At 43.1% G+C, this 20,659-nt stretch carries 21 protein-coding genes and 1 other RNA gene; 18 read left to right on the top strand and 4 right to left on the bottom strand.

Annotation, left to right across the window (positions count from 1 at the left end; genetic code table 11):
* Window positions 1–46: 46 nt before the first annotated feature.
* The 9 genes from rlmN (at window position 47) to AAHJ11_RS05185 (ending at window position 8,381) form a co-directional block, all read left to right on the top strand.
* Window positions 47–1,081, top strand: coding sequence for a 23S rRNA (adenine(2503)-C(2))-methyltransferase RlmN (rlmN, locus tag AAHJ11_RS05225; protein ID WP_074557335.1), 1,035 nt, complete (start codon window positions 47–49; stop codon window positions 1,079–1,081).
* Window positions 1,082–1,099: 18 nt separating this feature from the next.
* Entirely contained in the window at window positions 1,100–2,143 is a 1,044-nt protein-coding gene (locus tag AAHJ11_RS05220; protein ID WP_413579144.1) for a DUF4837 family protein, read from the top strand.
* Window positions 2,144–2,147: 4 nt separating this feature from the next.
* Window positions 2,148–3,242 carry a 4-hydroxythreonine-4-phosphate dehydrogenase PdxA gene (gene pdxA / locus AAHJ11_RS05215; protein ID WP_148364404.1) on the top strand — a complete coding sequence of 365 codons (1,095 nt, stop codon included), beginning with the start codon at window positions 2,148–2,150 and terminating at the stop codon, window positions 3,240–3,242.
* 104 nt (window positions 3,243–3,346) lie between these two features.
* Window positions 3,347–4,588 (top strand): sigma-54 interaction domain-containing protein, encoded by a 1,242-nt coding sequence (locus AAHJ11_RS05210; RefSeq protein ID WP_320978694.1) that lies wholly within the window; start codon window positions 3,347–3,349, stop codon window positions 4,586–4,588.
* Window positions 4,575–5,102 (top strand): LptE family protein, encoded by a 528-nt coding sequence (gene lptE / locus AAHJ11_RS05205; protein ID WP_074557343.1) that lies wholly within the window; start codon window positions 4,575–4,577, stop codon window positions 5,100–5,102. The genes AAHJ11_RS05210 and lptE overlap by 14 nt, the downstream gene beginning before the upstream one ends.
* 5 nt (window positions 5,103–5,107) lie before the next feature.
* A complete protein-coding gene (locus AAHJ11_RS05200) occupies window positions 5,108–5,881 on the top strand; it encodes a tetratricopeptide repeat protein (protein ID WP_195648414.1) in 774 nt (257 codons plus the stop codon).
* A 6-nt stretch (window positions 5,882–5,887) separates the two neighbouring features.
* Complete coding sequence (secG, locus tag AAHJ11_RS05195) at window positions 5,888–6,280, top strand: preprotein translocase subunit SecG (protein ID WP_074557347.1); 393 nt, start codon at window positions 5,888–5,890, stop codon at window positions 6,278–6,280.
* Between the two features lie 246 nt (window positions 6,281–6,526).
* Window positions 6,527–7,915 (top strand): MFS transporter, encoded by a 1,389-nt coding sequence (locus AAHJ11_RS05190; RefSeq protein ID WP_074557349.1) that lies wholly within the window; start codon window positions 6,527–6,529, stop codon window positions 7,913–7,915.
* A 118-nt stretch (window positions 7,916–8,033) separates the two neighbouring features.
* Window positions 8,034–8,381, top strand: coding sequence for a PqqD family protein (locus tag AAHJ11_RS05185; RefSeq protein ID WP_195648413.1), 348 nt, complete (start codon window positions 8,034–8,036; stop codon window positions 8,379–8,381).
* A gap of 301 nt (window positions 8,382–8,682) precedes the next feature.
* On the opposite strand, the gene AAHJ11_RS05180 is transcribed toward AAHJ11_RS05185, so the two are convergent.
* The 3 genes from AAHJ11_RS05180 to AAHJ11_RS05170 all read right to left on the bottom strand — a co-directional run bounded on the left by AAHJ11_RS05180 (window position 8,683) and on the right by AAHJ11_RS05170 (window position 11,642).
* Window positions 8,683–8,967, bottom strand: coding sequence for a hypothetical protein (locus tag AAHJ11_RS05180; protein ID WP_298043763.1), 285 nt, complete (start codon window positions 8,965–8,967; stop codon window positions 8,683–8,685).
* Between the two features lie 23 nt (window positions 8,968–8,990).
* Window positions 8,991–10,058 carry a DUF4831 family protein gene (locus tag AAHJ11_RS05175; protein WP_074557355.1) on the bottom strand — a complete coding sequence of 356 codons (1,068 nt, stop codon included), beginning with the start codon at window positions 10,056–10,058 and terminating at the stop codon, window positions 8,991–8,993.
* Between the two features lie 72 nt (window positions 10,059–10,130).
* A complete protein-coding gene (locus AAHJ11_RS05170; protein WP_074557357.1) occupies window positions 10,131–11,642 on the bottom strand; it encodes a bifunctional ADP-dependent NAD(P)H-hydrate dehydratase/NAD(P)H-hydrate epimerase in 1,512 nt (503 codons plus the stop codon).
* 557 nt (window positions 11,643–12,199) lie between these two features.
* Here AAHJ11_RS05170 and AAHJ11_RS05165 point away from each other — a divergent pair.
* The 8 genes from AAHJ11_RS05165 (at window position 12,200) to AAHJ11_RS05130 (ending at window position 18,871) form a co-directional block, all read left to right on the top strand.
* On the top strand, window positions 12,200–12,424 hold the full coding sequence (locus AAHJ11_RS05165) for a winged helix-turn-helix domain-containing protein (RefSeq protein ID WP_148364407.1): 225 nt from the start codon (window positions 12,200–12,202) through the stop codon (window positions 12,422–12,424).
* Window positions 12,425–12,628: 204 nt separating this feature from the next.
* The gene (locus AAHJ11_RS05160) at window positions 12,629–14,173 is read left to right on the top strand and encodes a peptide MFS transporter (RefSeq protein ID WP_320978696.1); all 1,545 of its coding nucleotides are present in this window, start codon (window positions 12,629–12,631) and stop codon (window positions 14,171–14,173) included.
* Between the two features lie 41 nt (window positions 14,174–14,214).
* Window positions 14,215–14,751 carry a hypoxanthine phosphoribosyltransferase gene (hpt, locus tag AAHJ11_RS05155; protein ID WP_004304676.1) on the top strand — a complete coding sequence of 179 codons (537 nt, stop codon included), beginning with the start codon at window positions 14,215–14,217 and terminating at the stop codon, window positions 14,749–14,751.
* A 67-nt stretch (window positions 14,752–14,818) separates the two neighbouring features.
* A complete protein-coding gene (locus tag AAHJ11_RS05150) occupies window positions 14,819–15,388 on the top strand; it encodes an adenylate kinase (protein WP_004301902.1) in 570 nt (189 codons plus the stop codon).
* Between the two features lie 115 nt (window positions 15,389–15,503).
* A complete protein-coding gene (obgE, locus tag AAHJ11_RS05145; RefSeq protein ID WP_074557362.1) occupies window positions 15,504–16,670 on the top strand; it encodes a GTPase ObgE in 1,167 nt (388 codons plus the stop codon).
* Complete coding sequence (gene pgeF, locus AAHJ11_RS05140) at window positions 16,667–17,479, top strand: peptidoglycan editing factor PgeF (protein ID WP_320979424.1); 813 nt, start codon at window positions 16,667–16,669, stop codon at window positions 17,477–17,479. The genes obgE and pgeF overlap by 4 nt, the downstream gene beginning before the upstream one ends.
* Before the next feature lie 50 nt (window positions 17,480–17,529).
* Window positions 17,530–18,195 carry a B3/4 domain-containing protein gene (locus tag AAHJ11_RS05135; RefSeq protein ID WP_074557366.1) on the top strand — a complete coding sequence of 222 codons (666 nt, stop codon included), beginning with the start codon at window positions 17,530–17,532 and terminating at the stop codon, window positions 18,193–18,195.
* A 37-nt stretch (window positions 18,196–18,232) separates the two neighbouring features.
* Entirely contained in the window at window positions 18,233–18,871 is a 639-nt protein-coding gene (locus AAHJ11_RS05130) for a M23 family metallopeptidase (RefSeq protein WP_320979425.1), read from the top strand.
* Window positions 18,872–18,875: 4 nt separating this feature from the next.
* Here AAHJ11_RS05130 and AAHJ11_RS05125 read toward each other — a convergent pair whose 3' ends face one another.
* Window positions 18,876–20,057 (bottom strand): lactonase family protein, encoded by a 1,182-nt coding sequence (locus tag AAHJ11_RS05125; protein ID WP_148364411.1) that lies wholly within the window; start codon window positions 20,055–20,057, stop codon window positions 18,876–18,878.
* 183 nt (window positions 20,058–20,240) lie between these two features.
* Between AAHJ11_RS05125 and ssrA the strand changes: the two genes are divergently transcribed.
* Window positions 20,241–20,637, top strand: a transfer-messenger RNA (tmRNA) gene (gene ssrA / locus AAHJ11_RS05120).
* The last annotated feature ends 22 nt before the right edge of the window (window positions 20,638–20,659 follow it).

The following is a 20,659-nucleotide window of genomic DNA, read 5'->3' as shown; positions in this document are numbered from 1 at the left end:
TTTATTTCCTTACATTTGCAAATATAAACCATCAACAGAAAGAAGAATGTCTAAATATCCCCTTTTAGGAATGACTCTTGTAGAGCTTCAATCATTGACAAAAAGACTGGGTATGCCCGGCTTTGCTGCCAAACAGATTGCATCATGGCTTTACGAAAAGAAGGTAGCCTCGATTGATGAAATGACTAATTTGTCGTTGAAACACCGGGAGTTGCTCAAGCAGAACTATGAGGTGGGAGCAGTTGCTCCGGTAGATGAAATGCGCTCTGTAGATGGTACGGTGAAGTATCTTTATAAAGTTGGTGAGAATCATTTTGTTGAGTCGGTTTATATTCCGGATGACGACCGGGCAACGTTGTGTGTGTCTTCACAAGTAGGTTGCAAGATGAACTGTAAGTTCTGCATGACGGGTAAACAAGGCTATACCGCCAACCTGACCGCCAGTCAGATCATCAACCAGATTCATTCGTTGCCGGAACGCGACAAACTGACCAATGTCGTGATGATGGGAATGGGCGAACCGCTTGATAATTTGGATGAGGTGCTGAAAGCATTGGAACTACTGACCGCTACCTATGGCTATGCTTGGAGCCCGAAGCGTATCACACTTTCTACAGTCGGACTACGGAAAGGATTGCAGCGTTTTATCGAAGAAAACGATTGCCATCTCGCCATCAGTCTTCACTCTCCATTGACAGCTCAACGCTCCGAATTGATGCCGGCAGAAAGGGCATATTCGATCACCGAGATGGTGGAACTGTTAAAAAACTATGATTTTAGCAAACAACGTCGACTTTCATTTGAATATATTGTTTTTAAAGGGCTTAATGATTCGCAGGTCTATGCCAAAGAGCTACTGAAGCTTCTTCGCGGACTGGATTGCAGGGTGAATCTGATTCGTTTTCATGCCATACCGGGAGTAGACCTCGAAGGAGCGGACATGGAAACGATGACCCGTTTTCGTGATTATCTGACGTCACACGGGCTTTTCACCACCATCCGTTCTTCAAGAGGAGAAGATATTTTTGCAGCTTGTGGTATGTTGTCGACAGCGAAACAGGAAGAAAATAATGAGAGTTAATATATAAAACCGAACATCATGAAAAAGTACTTTTTTTATTTAAGCATCGCTTTGGTAGCCTTTGTCGTTGCTTCTTGTGGTCTGAAAGGAAATCACACCTCTAGTGGTCGTGCCTATGAGCTTCTGGTTGTAGTAGATCACGGTGTTTGGGATCGTGCTGCCGGAAGGGCTTTACATGATGCGCTCGATTCCGATATGCCCGGTTTGCCGCAGTCGGAACCTTCTTTCCGGATTATGTATACTTCACCGAAAGACTATGATTCTACATTGAAGCTGATACGTAACATTATTATTGTAGATATACAGGATATATATACGAAAGCATCTTTCAAATATGCGAAAGACGTATATGCCAATCCGCAAATGATATTGACTATCCAGGCTCCGAACGAAGAAGAGTTTGAAAAGTTTGTAGAAGAGAATAAAAAGACGATTGTCGACTTCTTTACCCGTGCGGAAATGAACCGTCAGATTACGTTATTGGAAGAAAAACACAGTAACTTTATCTCCAACCAAGTGGATAGCCTGGTCGGCTGCAATATCTGGTTGCCTTCCGAACTGACCAATTCTAAAACCGGTGAGAACTTTTTCTGGGCTTCTACCAACACAGGTACTGCCGACCGTAATTTTGTGATGTACTCTTATCCTTATACTGACAAGGATACATTTACGAAAGAATATTTTGTGCATAAGCGTGACTCTGTGATGCAAGCCAATATCCCCGGATTCAAAGAAGGCGTTTATATGTCGACTGACAGTTTGCTGACTGACGTTCGTCCCATCAATGTACAGAACAGCTACACGATGGAAGCACGCGGCTTGTGGCGTATGAAGGGTGATTTTATGGGTGGCCCATACGTTTCCCACACTCGCCTGGACGAGAAAAACCAACGAATTATTACAGCAGAAATATTTGTTTATTCACCTGATAAAATGAAACGCAACCTGGTACGCCAGATGGAAGCATCTCTTTATACACTGAAACTTCCGAATGAAGTTCAGCAGAATCAAATTCCATTGGGAGGTGTATCCAAGGAGGCAGCGGAACAAACTAAAAAATAAAAACATGGAAGATAACAAGATAAGAATAGGTATCACCCAGGGAGATATTAACGGGGTGGGCTATGAGGTGATTCTGAAGACATTTTCCGACCCTACAATGTTGGAACTATGTACTCCGATCATTTACGGTTCACCAAAAGTAGCGGCTTATCATCGTAAAGCGTTGGACATACAGACGAATTTCAGTATTGTCAACTCTGCTACCGAAGCGGGATACAACCGCTTGAGTGTGGTGAACTGCACGGATGATGAGGTGAAAGTGGAATTTTCCAAACCCGATCCCGAAGCGGGTAAAGCTGCGTTGGGAGCCTTGGAACGTGCCATTGAAGAATATCGCGAAGGTTTGATCGACGTCATCGTGACAGCTCCGATCAACAAACATACGATTCAGTCGGAAGAATTTTCATTCCCCGGACATACGGAATATATCGAAGAACGTCTGGGTAACGGTAATAAATCATTGATGATTTTGATGAAGAATGACTTCCGGGTAGCTTTGGTTACGACGCATATCCCTGTCAGAGAGATTGCCACTACGATTACCAAGGAACTGATTCAGGAGAAGCTGATGATATTCCATCGTTGCTTGAAACAGGATTTCGGCATTGGTGCTCCGCGTATCGCGGTACTCTCTCTCAACCCTCACGCCGGAGATGGTGGTTTGTTGGGAATGGAAGAACAGGAAGTGATTATTCCTGCCATGAAAGAAATGGAAGAGAAAGGAATCCTTAGTTACGGTCCTTATGCGGCCGATGGCTTTATGGGTTCAGGCAATTATACTCATTTTGACGGTATCCTGGCAATGTATCACGATCAGGGGCTGGCTCCGTTCAAAGCATTGGCTATGGAAGACGGAGTGAACTATACGGCAGGTCTGCCGGTGGTACGTACTTCTCCGGCTCATGGTACTGCTTATGATATTGCAGGCAAGGGAGTGGCTTGTGAAGATTCTTTCCGTCAGGCAATTTATGTTGCCATCGACGTGTTCCGTAATCGTCAGCGGGAAAAGGTGGCTCGTGCCAATCCGTTGCGTAAACAGTATTACGAGAAACGTGATGATAGTGATAAACTGAAACTGGATACAGTAGACGAAGAATAAGTATTAAGTATAAAGTATTAAGTATTATCACAGTCGATCATTTGCAAGGTTAATACTTAATACTTTATACTTAATACTTTATACTGGCTTAATACTTAAAATAGATGACAAAAGCAGAGATACAACAAGTGAAACAACGTTTCGGTATTATAGGTAATACCGAAGCATTGTTGCGCGCCATAGATGTTGCCATTCAGGTAGCTCCTACCGATTTGTCTGTGCTGATTACCGGAGAAAGTGGAGTCGGAAAAGAAAGTTTTCCGCAGATTATTCATCAATATAGCCGGAGGAAGCACGGGCAGTATATTGCTGTCAACTGTGGTGCTATTCCGGAAGGTACGATTGATTCCGAACTGTTCGGGCATGAGAAGGGTGCGTTTACCGGTGCGATTGGCGAACGGAAAGGGTACTTTGGCGAAGCCGACGGTGGTACTATTTTCCTTGACGAAGTAGGGGAGTTGCCGATGCCTACCCAGGCACGTTTGCTTCGTGTGTTGGAGAGTGGCGAGTTTATAAAAGTAGGTTCGTCCAAAGTACAAAGGACGGATGTACGTATTGTTGCAGCTACCAATGTCAATCTTACACAAGCGATTGCCGAAGGACGTTTCCGTGAAGATTTATATTACCGGTTGAATACGGTACCTATCCAGATTCCCCCTTTGCGTGAACGTGGGGACGATGTGCTCCTGTTGTTCCGTAAGTTTTCCGCAGACTTTGCAGAGAAATACCGGATGCCCGCTATTCAGCTGACGGAGGATGCCAAGAAAGAATTGCTGGCTTATCCGTGGCCCGGTAACGTGCGCCAGCTGAAGAACATCACCGAGCAAATATCCATCATTGAAACAAACAGGGAGATCACTGCCGCCATCTTGCAGAATTATCTTCCCGCACAAAATATACAACGTCTTCCCGCACTGATGGGAACACGCGAAAGTAAAGGCTTTGAAAGTGAACGGGAGATTCTTTATTCCGTTCTGTTCGATATGCGCCAGGAGGTAGCGGAGTTGAAGAAGATGGTACACAACCTGATGGCTGAACGTGCCGGACAGGTGGGGCAGGTAGGACAAGTGGGAACGGTGGTTACTACCCCGGTGGTGACGACACATCAGCCTTCGGTACCTGCTATCATTCATACCATGCAGCCTGCGGTTTGCAAGGATGATGATGACATACAAGACACGGAAGAATATGTAGAAGAACCTCCTTTGTCACTGGACGAAGTGGAAAAAGAAATGATACGCAAAGCACTTGAAAGGCATCATGGAAAGCGGAAAAGTGCGGCTAAGGACTTGAATATTTCCGAGCGTACACTTTATAGAAAAATAAAAGAATATGAATTGGATTAAGAAAATAATACGCCCTTTGGTACTGTTCGTTTTACCGGTGGTAGTCATTGCGTGCACTGTCTCCTATAAGTTTAACGGATCGTCTATCAATTATGATAAGGTAAAGACTATTTCGATAGCAGATTTCCCGATCAAGTCGGAGTATGTGTATGCTCCGTTGGCGACCAAGTTCAATGAAGACCTGAAAGATATCTTCATCCGGCAAACCCGTCTGCAACTGCTCAAGCCGAATCAGAATGCCGACTTGCAGATTGACGGAGAAATCACAGGATACAATCAGTATAACCAGGCAGTATCTGCCGACGGTTACTCTTCGGAAACAAAATTGACTATCACCGTCAATGTACGCTTTGTCAACAATACCAATCATGCCGAAGACTTTGAACAACAGTTTTCTGCTTTCCGTACCTACGACTCTACCCAGTTGCTGACTGCCGTACAGGACGGATTGATTGCTGAAATGTCTAAAGAGATCACCGACCAAATTTTTAATGCAACTGTAGCAAACTGGTAATATAAATGACTTCTGTTAACTTTCAACAATGGATACAGCATCCCGAGATGCTGAATAGGGATACTTTATACGAACTGCGCAATCTTCTTGCGAGATATCCGTATTTTCAGTCGCTCCGTCTGCTGTATTTGAAAAACCTGTATGTTCTCCATGATATTAGTTTTGGTGGGGAACTGCGAAAAGCGGTTCTTTACATCGCAGACAGACGACAGTTGTTCCAGTTGATTGAAGGTGACCGCTATGATGTGCAGGCGCGGAAAAAAGGAGTACCTCTCACGGAGGTACTGAAAGACGAGCCGTCTGTAGACCGCACATTGGCATTGATTGACGCTTTCTTGTCCACAGTCCCCGAAGAAGTAGCGGCCCAGACCGGCTTCGACTATTCGATGGATTATACTTCCTATCTTTTGGAGGAGACTCCGGCTACGGAACAGCCATCGGAAGAAACGCCCAAACTCAAAGGATACGAACTGATTGACGATTTTATAGAAAAGAGTGAGAGTGACTCCCCCCTCTGCATGAAGCCGTTAAGAGAAGAAGCGGTATTTTCCGCAGCTGCTTCGGACGAGGTATGCGAAGAAGAAATGATGGAGGAAGAAGAGGAAGACGACAGCTGTTTCACGGAAACTTTAGCAAAAATCTATGTTAAACAGCAACGATATTCAAAAGCTCTTGAAATAATTAAAAAATTAAGCTTGAAATATCCAAAAAAAAATGCTTACTTTGCAGACCAAATCAGATTTTTGGAGAAATTGATTATTAACGCTAATTCAAAATAACTAAAAATGTACTTATTATTCGTTATCTTAATGGTTATTGCAGCCTTGTTGATGTGTTTCATCGTGCTGATTCAGAACTCAAAAGGAGGCGGACTTGCTTCTGGTTTCTCTTCATCTAACGCCATCATGGGCGTGCGCAAGACTACAGACTTTCTGGAAAAAGCAACATGGGGCCTGGCCATCTTTATGGTTGTAATGAGCATTGCTACTGCTTATGTAGTTCCTCGTTCTGCAGTTGCTAAAGACGCAGTGTTGGAACAGGCACAGAAAGAACAACAGACTAACCCGTATAACTTACCCGCAGGTACGGCTGCGCCGCAAACTGATGCTCCTGCTACCAATGCACCTGCAACGGAAACTCCGGCACCGGCTGAAACTCCTGCTCCTAAAGCAGAGTAATTTGCTCCGCCGTCAGGTAAGGCTTTGGGATAAAACCATTTAAGGGAAGGTGCAGACGGATGCTGCATTTCTTTGATATTTAAGTGCGGATTACGCAGATTACACGGATTTTCAATGTTCCGAGTGGTCAGTGTAATCCGCACTTAACTTTTTCTTGTAAAAACAATCTCTTTGTGATAGAAACAAACGAGATTTAACTACCTTTGTGGGCTGTATAAGATTATTAACTACTTTTTGAATATAACAATGACAGAACATTTGAAACAGAAATTGAATGACTCCGCCGTACTCCGATGGAGTGTTCTAGCATTGGTCGCATTTACTATGCTATGCGGCTATTTCCTCACCGACGTAATGTCTCCTCTAAAACCCATGCTTGAGAAAGAACTACTATGGGATAGTCTTGATTATGGATTCTTCACAAGCGCTTACGGTTGGTTTAACGTATTCTTGTTGATGCTGATCTTCGGTGGTATCATTTTGGATAAGATGGGAGTTCGTTTCACCGGAATGGGAGCTTGTTTATTGATGGTGTTTGGTTGTGGATTGAAATACTATGCGATTTCTACTACTTTTCCGGAAGGTGCCATGCTCTTCGGATTCAAAACACAGGTGACTTTGGCTGCATTGGGATATGCTATTTTTGGTGTAGGTGTGGAGATTGCCGGTATCACTGTTTCCAAGATTATAGTGAAATGGTTCAAGGGCAAGGAAATGGCATTGGCTATGGGACTTGAAATGGCTACGGCACGTATCGGAACAACTCTGGCGATGGTGTTGACAGTTCCTTTGGCAGACTTCTTCGGATATACGGATGAGAGTGGTGCATTCCATACCAATATTCCTGCTCCTATTCTGTTTTGTCTGATTATGTTGTGTGTAGGTACCATCGCTTTCTTCCTTTATACTTTCTACGATAAGAAATTGGATGCTTCTTTGGATGCAGAAGGCTTGGAACCGGAAGAGCCGTTCCGCATGAAAGACATTGTGTATATCATCACAAATAAAGGATTCTGGTTGATCGCATTACTGTGTGTATTGTTCTACTCGGCCGTGTTCCCCTTTATCAAATATGCTGCCGACTTGATGGTGCAGAAATATAATGTGGATCCGAAACTGGCGGGAACGATTCCCGGATTATTGCCGATTGGTGCTATTATCCTGACTCCGTTGTTCGGTTCGTTATATGACCGTATCGGTAAGGGAGCCACATTGATGGTGATCGGATCATTGATGCTGATTTTTGTACATACCATGTTTGCCCTGCCTATATTGAATATATGGTGGTTTGCTACTATTATAATGATTATATTGGGATTTGCTTTCTCACTGGTGCCTTCGGCTATGTGGCCTTCTGTTCCGAAGATTATTCCGGAAAAACAGTTGGGTACTGCTTACGCTTTGATTTTCTGGGTACAGAACTGGGGATTGATGGGTGTTCCTTTGTTAATCGGATGGGTATTGAATACTTATTGTAAAGGTCCGGTGGTAGACGGTGCACAGACTTATGATTACACATTGCCGATGACTATTTTTGCTCTCTTTGGTGTACTTGCTCTGGTTGTTGCTTTGATGTTGAAAGCAGAGAACAAGAAGAAAGGATACGGTTTGGAAGAGGCAAATATCCAGAAGTAACAGTTGCTACAATTCGAAGTAACTGTTGTGATTCAAAGTAACGCTATAAATCCGAAAGTATAAGGTTCGGAAATAAAAGAGAATCAGTATTAATGCTTTGAAATAAGAAATAAGAACTATGGCTGCCAAAGAGAAAACCAACCTGTTAGAGGTTATTCCCTGTCGCAGTGAACATATTACAGCAGAAAGGGAAGGGGAGACGATTGTGCTCTCCTTTCCCCGTTTTAAATATCCGTGGATGCAACGCTTCCTTGTACCGGCAGGAATGTCGAAAGAACTTCATGTACGATTGGAAGAACACGGTACGGCTGTATGGGAACTGATAGATGGAAAACGTACTGTTCGTGAGATCATAGAAGAACTCGCAGAGCATTTTCAAAATGAAGTGGGATACGAGTCTCGTGTATCGGCTTATCTTTCTCAAATGCAGAAAGATGGATTTATAAAACTTTTCTTAATTAGATGATAGGTGATAGATAGTTGATAAATGATAGTTGATAGATGATAAATGATAGTTACTATGTGGCATAATAGCTGGTTATATGCGTAGTACAGCCCTCCTAAGGAGGTTTATTAAATATCTCGTTTAAAGACATGAAAAAAGGCAACTGATTCATTACGAATTAGTTGCCTTTTTAATATTTTGAGAATATCTTTAGTTACTTATATTTCTTATTTACTAAATATCCCTTATCATTTAGGAAACATCTCCCATCTCCCATCTATCATTTATCACCTATCATCTATCATCTATCATCATAAATTATCTAATTAAGGAAGATTGCCCAGAATATGACAGCAGTTGCTATGAGGGCTCCCATGATAATAAGCGTCCCCCAAACGAAATAATTACTGTCCTTTTCTTTCTTTTTTTCCGAGTCGTGGATGATACGTCCCATTTCCTCGGGAGTGGTGTTGGGCAGTGGATAAGGCTCGTTGGTGCGGTTTAATTGCTTCAGTTTGTTGTTGGCACGTTCACGGCGTAGACGGGAAGCCTCCCGTCCTTCGCTAAGCCGGCGTATCATGTCGAGCATATGTCCTTCACCACCCATATTCTTTGTCTTTTAGAATTTTACTATTTACCTTCTTCTCTATCCACTTTTAACAATCCTCCCGTATTCGGATCAAAATAAACTTTGATTGTAGAATTCTTATTGAATAAGACAGGAGCCAGATATTCTATCACACCGAATTGAGTAATAGGAAGTTCACCTTCGTAAAGTTTCTTTTTACCGTCGGTCAATGTAATCATTGCTTGTCCGGGCACGTTGTAGGCGATTCCATCCAAATCTTTCTTCTTTTTACCGTCTTCCTGTGGGATCTTGACAGATTTCAGGTCTTTCAAGCTGATATAAAACGGAGTTCCTGCCAGGTCATTATTAGCAACTACGCCTAGCTTCTTGGAGAAGCGGAAAGCAACTTCGTTGTTGAATTCCTTGTCCGGAGTAAGACGGACGGTGAATGTCTTCTCTTCCTTATCACGAGTGCCGGAGAACATTTGCGTCATGGCTTCTTCCTGTGCATTCAGATTATCGAGCATAATTTTAAGCTGTGCTCCGTCTGAAGGCATATTGTCAGCTTGTCCGCGCAATAAGGCATTCTTGCTTTCGCGGATGTTATAGATCTCTTTAGCTACCAGTTCAGCCATCTTCGCGGTAGAGCTGGCCATCAGGATTTCTTCGGTCAGGAATTCGCGGGGATTCGCTATTTTTGAGAGGACAGTGGGAGCAGGAGCTGTTTTCTTGTCTGAACTGCTTTTGCTGTAAGGCACATTGATGGTTTTCACGATGCCGTCCTCTGTCAGTTCCATAAGCGGTGCTACTGTTTTATCCTTCAATTTTACGAAGTAAGTAGTTTCGCTGTTGGGTACTCCTACGGATTTCACTTTCACACTAGCCAGTTCCCAATACTCTTCGGGTTCGGTGGAGACGTTGGCCAATCGCAAGTAACGATCAGCGTATTTGCTGAATTCTCCTGGAGTATAGTTGACTTTGTTGGCTTTTATTTCAAGCTCTATTTGGGTTTTGGGAAGGCTGTAGACTACTCCGTAATCTTTTCCCCGGGTAACTCCCGTCAGTACTTCGGTTTGTGCATAGGCGGACGTTGCCATCAGTAGTCCCGCTGCTATAATCAACTTTTTCATATTCGGTTCTTTTTAACTGGTTTTGAAAACAAAGTTAATGAAGTTATTGAAAAAACTGTAAGTTCTTAACTTTTATTCGCTTACAAGTCGCCATGCTGTCGGCAGACAGGTGATAATATCGCTTGCGATCATTCCGATCATTCCCTGCTTCTTTTGAGCGACATCGCCCGCCAATCCGTGAATGTAAGTGCCGATTTTAGCGGCTTCTTCGGTTGGATAACCTTGGGCGAGCAGTGCCAGGATTACTCCGGTCAATACGTCACCACTACCTCCGGTTGCCATTCCTGGATTCCCGGTCGGATTGAAGAAACATTTGCCTTCGGGGGTGATGATGGCGGAATAGGCTCCTTTTAAAACAATGTGGACATGAGCGGCATGAGCCAACTCGCAAGCCTTCATCAGACGTTCGTAGGAATCCTGACATTTGCCGGTCAGACGTTCCAGCTCCTTCGGATGCGGGGTGAGGATGGAGCCTTTCGGCAGATGTGTAAGTGCGTGGCGGTGGTTAGCAAGGATATTAAGTGCATCGGCGTCTACTACAACAGGGGCTTGGCAGTGTTCCAGTTGCTCCAGTAGGGCAGCTTCCGTTTCTTCATTTCGTCCCAGTCCCGGACCGATGCCGACTGCTTGATAATCATCTGTGTCGGTGGGTACGGCAAAACAGGTCTCGTTGGCGTCGGTTTCTACGATTGCTTCAGGTATGGAAGTCTGCAAGATGTCGTTGTTACACATTGGTGCATGAACGGTCAGCAGTCCTACTCCCGAACGGAGGCAGGCACGGGCGGCGAGAGCAGAAGCTCCTGCCATTCCTTTTGAACCGGCTATCAATAGTGCATGACCAAAGTTTCCCTTGTGGGCAAACTGTTTGCGTGGTTTGATGAGTGAACGGATCTCCTCTATTTCCAACATCTCGTAGTTTGTTTCCGTTTCTTCAATGCCGTCCTCGCTCAATTGGATATCCAGTAATTCCCATTCTCCTACAAATTCAGTGTTTTCTGCGAACAAAAAGGCGAGCTTCGGCAGTTGCAGACTGAAAGTAACGTCGGCACGGATAATATTGGTTTTTACGTTGAATGTGTTTTCTTCTCCCATTAATCCCGAAGGAATGTCGATGGCTACTACCATGGCAGGGGAAGAATTAATGTATTTCACTACGGCAGCGAATCCTCCGCTCAATGGTTTGTTCAGGCCGGAACCGAACAATCCATCAATAACCAGATGATCGGGTGTCAGGACAGGAGGGACGAATTGGGTACTAATTTCATGGAATGCCACTTCTTCCATCATTTCTACCAGTTCTTTGTTGGTCTGGCAGTCAGGTGAAAGTTCTCCCTTTGGGTTGAAGAGATATACTTCGAGCTTATACCCTTTTTCAGCCATCATGCGGGCTACGGCAAGGGCGTCTCCGCCATTATTTCCCGGTCCGGCAAAGATGGTGACCGGTGTTTCCGTATTCCATCTGTCTGTGATGGCTTTAGTTAATGCGGTTGCTGCACGTTCCATCAGGTCGATTGATGCAATAGGTTCGTTCTCAATGGTATAAGCGTCCAATTTCTTGATACTGCTGCTTGGAAATATTTTCATTGCGATGTTCTTTTAGTTTTCGGATTACAAATGTACATGATTCTTCTGACTTTTCCCGTTTGTTGTGGGAAGAAAACTTATTAATTATAAGGAGATGAGCTGCAGGGAATAGGGAAGTAAGTTGTCCGTGACCCATAGCAAAGTTCTTTTCTATAGGTTGCAAAGTTTTTGAGTATAGGAAGAAAACTATAATTGCAACTTTTGATTATATAAATGAAGCTTTCATTTATATAAACGCAAGCTTTGTTTTTATAAATGCAAGTTGCATTTATAGATTTTAGTTAGTGAAAAGGAACTTTTCAATGAGTCATTAGTAAGTTTATCATTGATAGAGAGTAACTTTGTTATGAATAGATTGGGAATGATCTGTAAATGTATCGGATATAGTCTGTTTGGTTTGGGGAAAAATCTGCTTTTGAACAATTTAAGTGTTTGATTATTTGCGGTTCCCAATAAAAATACTATCTTTGGGGTAGGTGATGTGTATTGCATCATTTTCCTATGCTCACAATGAATAAGATTATAAATAATAGATTGTTTAATCTTTTAAAGTTTGCATGATGGAAAAGACAAAGATTGGCTTGAATGCCGGGAAAGTATGGCGCATCTTAAATGAAAAAGGTGAACTTTCCATGTTCGATTTGTGCCGTGAATTAGGTTTGACGTTCGAAGACGTAGCTCTTGCTATTGGTTGGCTGGCTAGAGAAAGCAAAGTCTTTTTGAGGAAGAGGGAAGGAATGCTTTTTGCCAGTGTCGAAAATGTCGAATTTACTTTTGGCTAAAGTGGTAAGTAACCTGCATGTAAGATGGATCTCCATTTTGTTATTTATACAGCTAAAAAAATAATGAAGTGGACCGGTAGGATTTTTTATGCTCATTTTTATTATTCCCCCTGTATTCCTGTTTGATAAGAACTTTCTTTTTTTAAAGCATTTAATCTATTTTTCGTACCTTTGCACCCCATAAACTACTAAACACATAAATTTATGAGTGCATTGAAAGGGCATCCGAAAGGCCTTTATCTGATTTTCGCGACAAGCACGGCAGAGCGTTTCAGTTACTACGGTATGCGCGCGATCTTTATTCTCTTCCTGACGCAGGCATTATTGTTTGACAAAGAAGCGGCAGCATCCATTTACGGTAGCTATACCGGATTAGTCTATTTAACTCCTTTGATTGGCGGATACATTGCTGATAAATATTGGGGAATCCGTCGCTCTGTGTTTTGGGGAGCAGTGATGATGGCAGTCGGACAATTCCTGATGTTCATGAGTGCCTCTACTTTGGATAATACGGAACTTGCTCACTGGATGATGTATGGCGGACTCGGATTCCTGATCTTGGGAAATGGTTGTTTCAAACCTACCGTTTCTTCTCTCGTTGGTCAACTCTACGAACCGGGAGACAGACGGCTGGATGCTGCATATACCATCTTCTATATGGGAGTGAATGTAGGTTCCTTTGCCGCCCCTTTGATTTGTGGTTATCTGGGTGATACCGGTGATCCGCACGACTTTAAATGGGGATTTCTTGCAGCCGGAATCATGACACTGTTCACCGTTGTACTTTTTGAAACTCAAAAGAATAAATATCTTTTCTCTCCCTCCGGAGAACCAATCGGTATTATTCCCGATGCCAAACGTGAAAAGAAAGAGGAGATAGCCGAGCATATCTCACACCCGAAGATGGATAAGCGTACCAAGATACGTAATACCTTTGTAATCACTATTCTTACAGTTGCTTTAATAGCCTTCTTTAATTATGCTTTTGAGGGTGATTGGGTGAGCATCGGTATTTTTACCGCCTGCATTGTTTTCCCTGTCCTCATCCTGCTGGACGGATCATTAACTAAGATCGAACGTAGCCGTATTTTTGTTATCTATATAGTAGCTTTCTTTGTCATTTTCTTCTGGGCGGCTTACGAACAGGCAGGAGCCTCTTTAACCCTTTTTGCCTCCGAACAGACCAACCGCGATATTTTAGGTTGGGAAATGCCGGCTTCGTGGTTTCAATCCTTCAATCCTCTGTTTGTTGTTGTTCTGGCATATATAATGCCGGGTGTGTGGAGCTTCCTTAACAAACGAAAGATGGAACCTGCTTCTCCTACCAAACAAGCGATTGGCTTGCTACTTCTTTCTTTAGGTTATCTTTTCATCTGTTTCGGAGTGAAAGATGCCATCCCCGGAGTGAAGGTAAGTATGATTTGGCTGACAGGACTTTACTTTATTCATACAATGGGTGAAATAGCCTTGTCACCTATCGGACTTTCAATGGTAAATAAGTTGAGTCCGCTACGCTTCGCCTCTTTGATGATGGGAATCTGGTATCTGTCTACTGCCACAGCCAATAAATTTGCAGGCATGTTGAGCGGACTTTATCCGGAAGCCGGAAAAGTGAAATCAATCTTTGGTTATCAGATTGCTACCATGTACGATTTCTTTATGGTATTCGTTGTCATGTCCGGTGTTGCTTCATTGATTCTGTTCCTTCTCTCGAAGAAATTACAGAAGATGATGCACGGGGTAGAATAAAAAATCGTATTTTTGCAAGGTTATTTTTAAAATTACCGGTTATGGATACCATTCAGATAAAAGACAAACAGTTCACTGTTTCTATTAAGGAACAGGATATTCAGAAAGAAGTGATTCGCGTAGCGAACGAAATCAACCGCGACTTGGCAGGTAAGAATCCGCTCTTCCTTAGTGTGTTGAACGGTTCATTTATGTTTACCGCCGACTTGTTGAAGCATATCACCATCCCTTGCGAGATTTCGTTTGTGAAACTGGCTTCTTATCAGGGAGTGACTTCCTCGGGAGTGATTAAGGAAGTGATCGGACTGAATGAAGACATTGCCGGACGCACAGTAGTTATTGTGGAAGATATTGTGGATACCGGGCTGACCATGCAACGCCTGTTGGATACACTGGGTACACGCAACCCTGAAGCAATCCATATTGCTTCTCTGCTTGTGAAGCCTGAAAAGCTCAAGGTCAATCTGAACATCGAATATGTAGCAATGGAAATCCCGAACGACTTTATCGTTGGTTACGGATTGGATTATGATGGTTTCGGACGTAACTATCCCGATATTTATACAGTAGTAGATTAAACAGTTAATATTAAATAGGTACCAGTTTTAATGGTAAATAGTAAATCGTTAAATTGTAAATAACAAAATGTTGAACATCGTAATTTTCGGTGCTCCGGGTTCAGGAAAAGGAACACAGAGCGAACGTATTGTAGAAAAGTATGGAATCAATCACATCTCAACAGGGGATGTATTGCGTGCTGAAATCAAGAATGGCACAGAACTGGGTAAAACTGCTAAAGGTTACATCGACCAAGGTCAATTGATTCCTGATGAATTAATGATTGATATTCTGGCAAGCGTATTCGACAGCTTCAAAGATAGCAAAGGTGTAATTTTCGACGGTTTCCCAAGAACAATTGCACAAGCTGAAGCATTAAAGAAAATGTTGGCAGAAAGAGGACAGGATGTTTCTGTAATGGTTGACCTGGATGTTCCGGAGGAAGAACTGATGGTACGTCTGATTAAACGTGGTAAGGATTCCGGTCGTGCTGATGATAATGAAGAGACCATCAAAAAACGTCTGCACGTATATCATTCACAGACTGCCCCACTGATCGACTGGTACAAGAATGAAAAGAAATACCAACACATCAACGGCTTAGGTACTATGGAAGGTATCTTTGCTGAAATCTGCGAAGCAGTAGATAAATTGTAATTTAGTAATCTTACTAATTATCAATACACTATTATAAATGAATAAGTCAGTCAGTAGCCGGAGTATTCTACTTAACTACTCTAACTACTGACTACTTTAACTACTTAAAAAGAATATGGCTGAATCGAATTTTGTTGATTACGTAAAGATATACTGTCGCTCGGGTAAGGGCGGAAGAGGCTCTACGCACATGAGGCGCGAGAAATATTGTCCTAACGGAGGTCCCGATGGGGGCGATGGTGGAAGAGGAGGTCATATCATCTTGCGCGGTAACCGTAATTACTGGACATTGCTGCACTTGAAGTATGACCGTCATGCAATGGCCGGTCATGGTGAATCGGGGAGCAAAGGACGTAGTTTCGGAAAAGACGGTGCGGATAAAGTAATAGAAGTGCCCTGCGGAACGGTCGTTTATAATGCCGAAACCGGGGAATATCTTTGTGACGTAACAGAAGACGGACAGGAAGTGATCTTGCTCAAAGGCGGTCGCGGTGGTCAGGGTAACTGGCATTTCAAGACGGCAACCCGTCAGGCTCCGCGTTTTGCGCAGCCGGGAGAACCGATGCAGGAAATGACCGTTATCATGGAGCTGAAACTGCTTGCCGATGTTGGTCTGGTAGGTTTCCCGAATGCGGGTAAGTCAACTTTGCTTTCTTCTATTTCGGCTGCCAAACCGAAAATTGCTGATTACCCGTTTACTACGCTCGAACCCAATCTGGGTATCGTTTCCTATCATGGTGGAAAGTCTTTCGTAATGGCGGACATACCGGGTATTATCGAGGGAGCCAGTCAGGGTAAAGGCTTGGGACTGCGTTTCCTGCGTCATATCGAGCGCAATTCATTACTGCTGTTTATGGTTCCGGCAGACAGTGACGACATTCGTAAGGAATACGAAGTCTTGCTGAACGAACTGCGTACTTTCAATCCTGAAATGTTGGACAAGCAACGTGTGTTGGCTGTCACCAAGAGCGATATGCTCGATCAGGAATTGATGGACGAAATAGAACCTACATTGCCGGAAGGCATTCCCCACGTATTCATATCTTCTGTTTCCGGTTTGGGTATCTCGGTGTTGAAAGACATTCTTTGGGAAGAACTGAATAAGGAAAGTAATAAGATAGAGAACATCGTTCACCGTCCGAAGGACGTGACCCGTCTGCAACAGGAGCTCAAAGACATGGGCGAAGATGAAGACATCGTTTATGAATATGATGACAATGTTGATGATGACGACGATGATATCGACTATGAATATGAGGAAGAAGATTGGGAAGAAAAATGATTTCACTTACAAAAAATAAAGAGTTGAAGGGATATAAGTCACTCATGTCATATCCCGGAGTAGCTCATTTCGTAACTACACGTCACGGAGGTGTTAGTACCGGGACTTATGCCTCTTTCAACTGCTCGCCTTATACGAATGACACGTGTATGAATCTTGTCCGTAACCGGCATCGGTTGCTTCAATTGATGAAGTGGGAAATACAAGAATTATTCTTTGCAGAGCAGCGACACGGTGCCGTGAGCATAGTGATTGATAAATGGTACTTTGATGCTCCGGAAGGAATGAGGCAGGATGTTTTGAGAGGTGCCGATGCTTTAATTACCAATATACCGGGGTATTGCGTTTGCGTCACGACTGCGGATTGCGTACCCGTATTGTTGTATGACAAGAAGTTGCAAGTGGTAGCTGCCATTCATGCCGGATGGAAAGGAACGGTGGAGCATATTGTCAGCAATGTACTCGAACACATGAATGAGATGTTCGGAACGCAAGGCGAAGATGTGGTAGCTTGCATCGGACCGAGTATTTCGCTCGAATCATTTGAAGTAGGCGATGAGGTCTACGAAGCTTTTAAAGAAAGTGGTTTCGATATGTCCCTTATTTCTGTTAAAAAGAGGAAAACCGGAAAGTATCATATCGACCTGTGGGAAGCAAACCGGATTGAATTACTGAATGCCGGAGTGCCTGCAGAACAGATAGAAGTAGCTGGCATCTGTACCTATATTCATCATGATGAATTCTTCTCTGCACGTAGGCTGGGTATAGACTCCGGCCGTATCTTGTCGGGAATAATGATTAGAAAGTAATAATCAGTACCTATAACCGTATAGCACTGATGATTAGTTTATGATAAGTTATGTTTGAAATAAAAGTATCTAAAGAAATAAAAGACGCATGCCCGGTTTTCGCCGGAGCCGCCGTGTATGCTGCAGTGAAGAATACTGCTTACAGCGAAGGTCTTTGGCACGAAATCAATGCTTTCACCGAACAACTGACTTCCACAACACAGATGGAAGACATCAAACATCAACCTGTTATCTTTGCTACCCGTGAGGCTTATAAACGTTGTGGCAAAGACCCCGGACGTTATCGTCCGTCAGCCGAAGCTTTGCGCCGCCGCCTGATGCGCGGAATCCCATTATATCAGATTGATACATTGGTAGACCTGATTAACCTCGTGTCTCTTCGTACGGGACATTCTATCGGTGGCTTCGATGCGGATAAAATACAAGGTACACACCTTGAACTCGGTATCGGTAAAGCTGGAGAACCATTTGAAGGCATCGGGCGCGGTGTGTTGAATATTGAAGGATTACCCGTATATCGCGATTCATTCGGAGGAATCGGAACCCCGACAAGCGATCACGAACGTACGAAAATGGGTCTCGGAACTACTCATATTTTAGCGATAGTCAACGGTTATAACGGGAAAGAAGGCTTGAAAGAAGCTGCTGAAATGATTCAGACTTTATTAAGAAACTATGCAGAATCGGATGGAGGCGAAATCATGTTCTTTGAATAATGAGGCTCCTTTTTCCGGCTTGAAAAAGAAAAAACACATGAAAAACATACTTATTTTACTGACTGTTTTATTATTGCCACTGGCTGTCAACGGACAGAATAAACCTTCATTCTCTGCCCGGGAAGTGAGCGATGTCCGGGTAGCTACTCCCGGACTATTTGCTAAAGGGAATCACATCTATCTGCATTTGGACTCCTTGAAAGACCATGAATATGCTTTTCCATTACCCGGAGGAAAAGTAATCTCCGCCTATGGAACTCGTGGAGGACATTCGGGAACAGACATTAAAACTTGTGCAAAAGATACGATTCGTGCTGCTTTTGATGGAGTGGTACGTATGTCGAAACCATATTATGCCTACGGGAATCTAGTCGTCATCCGTCACGCTAACGGATTGGAAACTCTTTATAGCCACAACTTCAAGAATCTGGTTAAAAGCGGTGATATCGTAAAAGCCGGACAGCCTATCGCACTAACCGGACGTACTGGCCGTGCCACTACCGAACATGTGCATTTCGAAACCCGTATCAACGGAGAGCACTTCAATCCGAATCTGATTTTCAACCTGAAAGAGAGAACATTGCGGAAAGAATGTATCAAGTGTACCAAGAATGGGGGTAAAATCGTTGTGAAGACTCACATTCCTGATAGTCGGGTTGCGCAGAATAAGAAGTAAATTATTATGGAACAAACCGTATGCAAACCGGTTTGTCTATTTTAATATCCCGGTGCACGTCCGTTAGCAATCCCGTATCTGCATCTCTTTCATAAATTTGTATCACATTGCTATCCCTGCAAGCGACTAACAGGTATTTACCGTTAGGCGTGATGATGAAATTACGCGGATGAATCCCTGTAAGTTGATAGCTTGTTTTCGTCAACATTCCGTTATCCGGATGAATCCGGAAGATAGCGATGCCATCTGCTTTCAAGCGATTACTGGCATATAAGAATTTTCCATCCGGGCTGATATGAATGTCTGCACTTCCTTTGGCTCCCACAGTATCAGCAGCTATCGTTTGAATCTCTTTCAGGTTTCCGTCTTTATATTCAAAAGCAATGACTGTGCCCGATAACTCATTTATCAGATAAGCATAGTTACCGTTCGGGGCAAATGTCAGATGGCGGGGGCCTGAACCGGCTTTTACTTTGTAGGCCGCTGGTTGTCCTTCTTTAAGGAAACTCTCTTGGTTGGCAATATCTGCATCCGGGTTGATGACATATTTATGTATTTGGTCTGTTCCTAAATTATCTGCAAACAGGTATTTTCCATCGGGAGTAATCCGTATACAGTGCAAATGAGATTTTTCCTGCCGTTCCTTGTCTACTCCCGAACCTTCAAACTTCAGGATATCGGAAGCAGGAAGGAGAGAACCATCCTTAGCAATAGGAAAAACAGAAATACTGCCTCCACTGTAATTGGCAGTCACCACATTCTTACCATTAGTGATAATATAGCAAGGGTCTTCGCCTCCGGTTTTCTGTGAATTTAATAGTTGGAAAGTGCCTTTCTCTTTATCGAAAGCCAATGCATTGGCAGCAGCCCGCTCATCATTAAATTCACTGACTGCATAAACGAATTTTCCGTCAGTGGATGGAACAAGATAAGAAGGATTCTCTATTTCTACTTCACTCAACGGGACAGCAATTCCGTCTTTTTCATTAAAGCGGAAGCTATAGATACCCTTACTGGTTCCTGAAGTGTAAGTACCTACTAACATCGTTAATTCATTTTCCGTAGTACCGGTTGTTTCCATATGAGTCTTTTTTTTAGATGTGCAGCTACTGATACTGATTCCTAATATACAAACAGCAGCGAATGAGTTGAATATAAATGTTTTAGATAAAAATGTCTTCTTCATAAATAGCATGTTATTGGTTGGTTCTTCATGATGCCTTTTCATTTTAAGTATAAAATAGCTCCGTAAAGATAATGCTTTGATATAATATTTGCTAACGTCTTCTCGTAATTTAGAAAACATTTCCTATCTTTGCACCCTTGGAAAGCGTTCTAAATAATCGCTATTCTGTACGAATAAGAATTTGGGGTTGACTGGATTTGACAGCGGGCAGAAATGGTAGGTAAGCATGCAGTGGGTCGGTAATTTCCACTTAAATATCAGTTATCAAAATTTTATCTGGCGAAACTAATTACGCTCTTGCTGCTTAATCGAATCACAGTAGATTAGCTTAATCCAGGCACTAGGTGCCAGGACGAGACATCACTCGGAAGCTGTTGCTCCGAAGCATTCCGGTTCAGTGGTGCAGTTACATCGGGGATAGTTGGAAGTGGCCTCGCACTTTTGATGAAACTTTAGAGGATAAGGCAGGAATTGATGGCTTTGGTTCTGTTCCTGCACGAAAATTTAGGCAAAGATAAGCATGTAGAAAGCTTATGATTTCCTCGTTTGGACGAGGGTTCGATTCCCTCCAGCTCCACTTTATACTAATCATTAGTATCTAT

This window comes from Bacteroides sp. 90-K9/2 (genome assembly GCF_047310725.1).
Lineage (GTDB): Bacteria > Bacteroidota > Bacteroidia > Bacteroidales > Bacteroidaceae > Bacteroides > Bacteroides vicugnae.
Note: the sequence above shows the minus strand (reverse complement) of the source record. Positions and strands in the feature narration are given on the sequence as shown.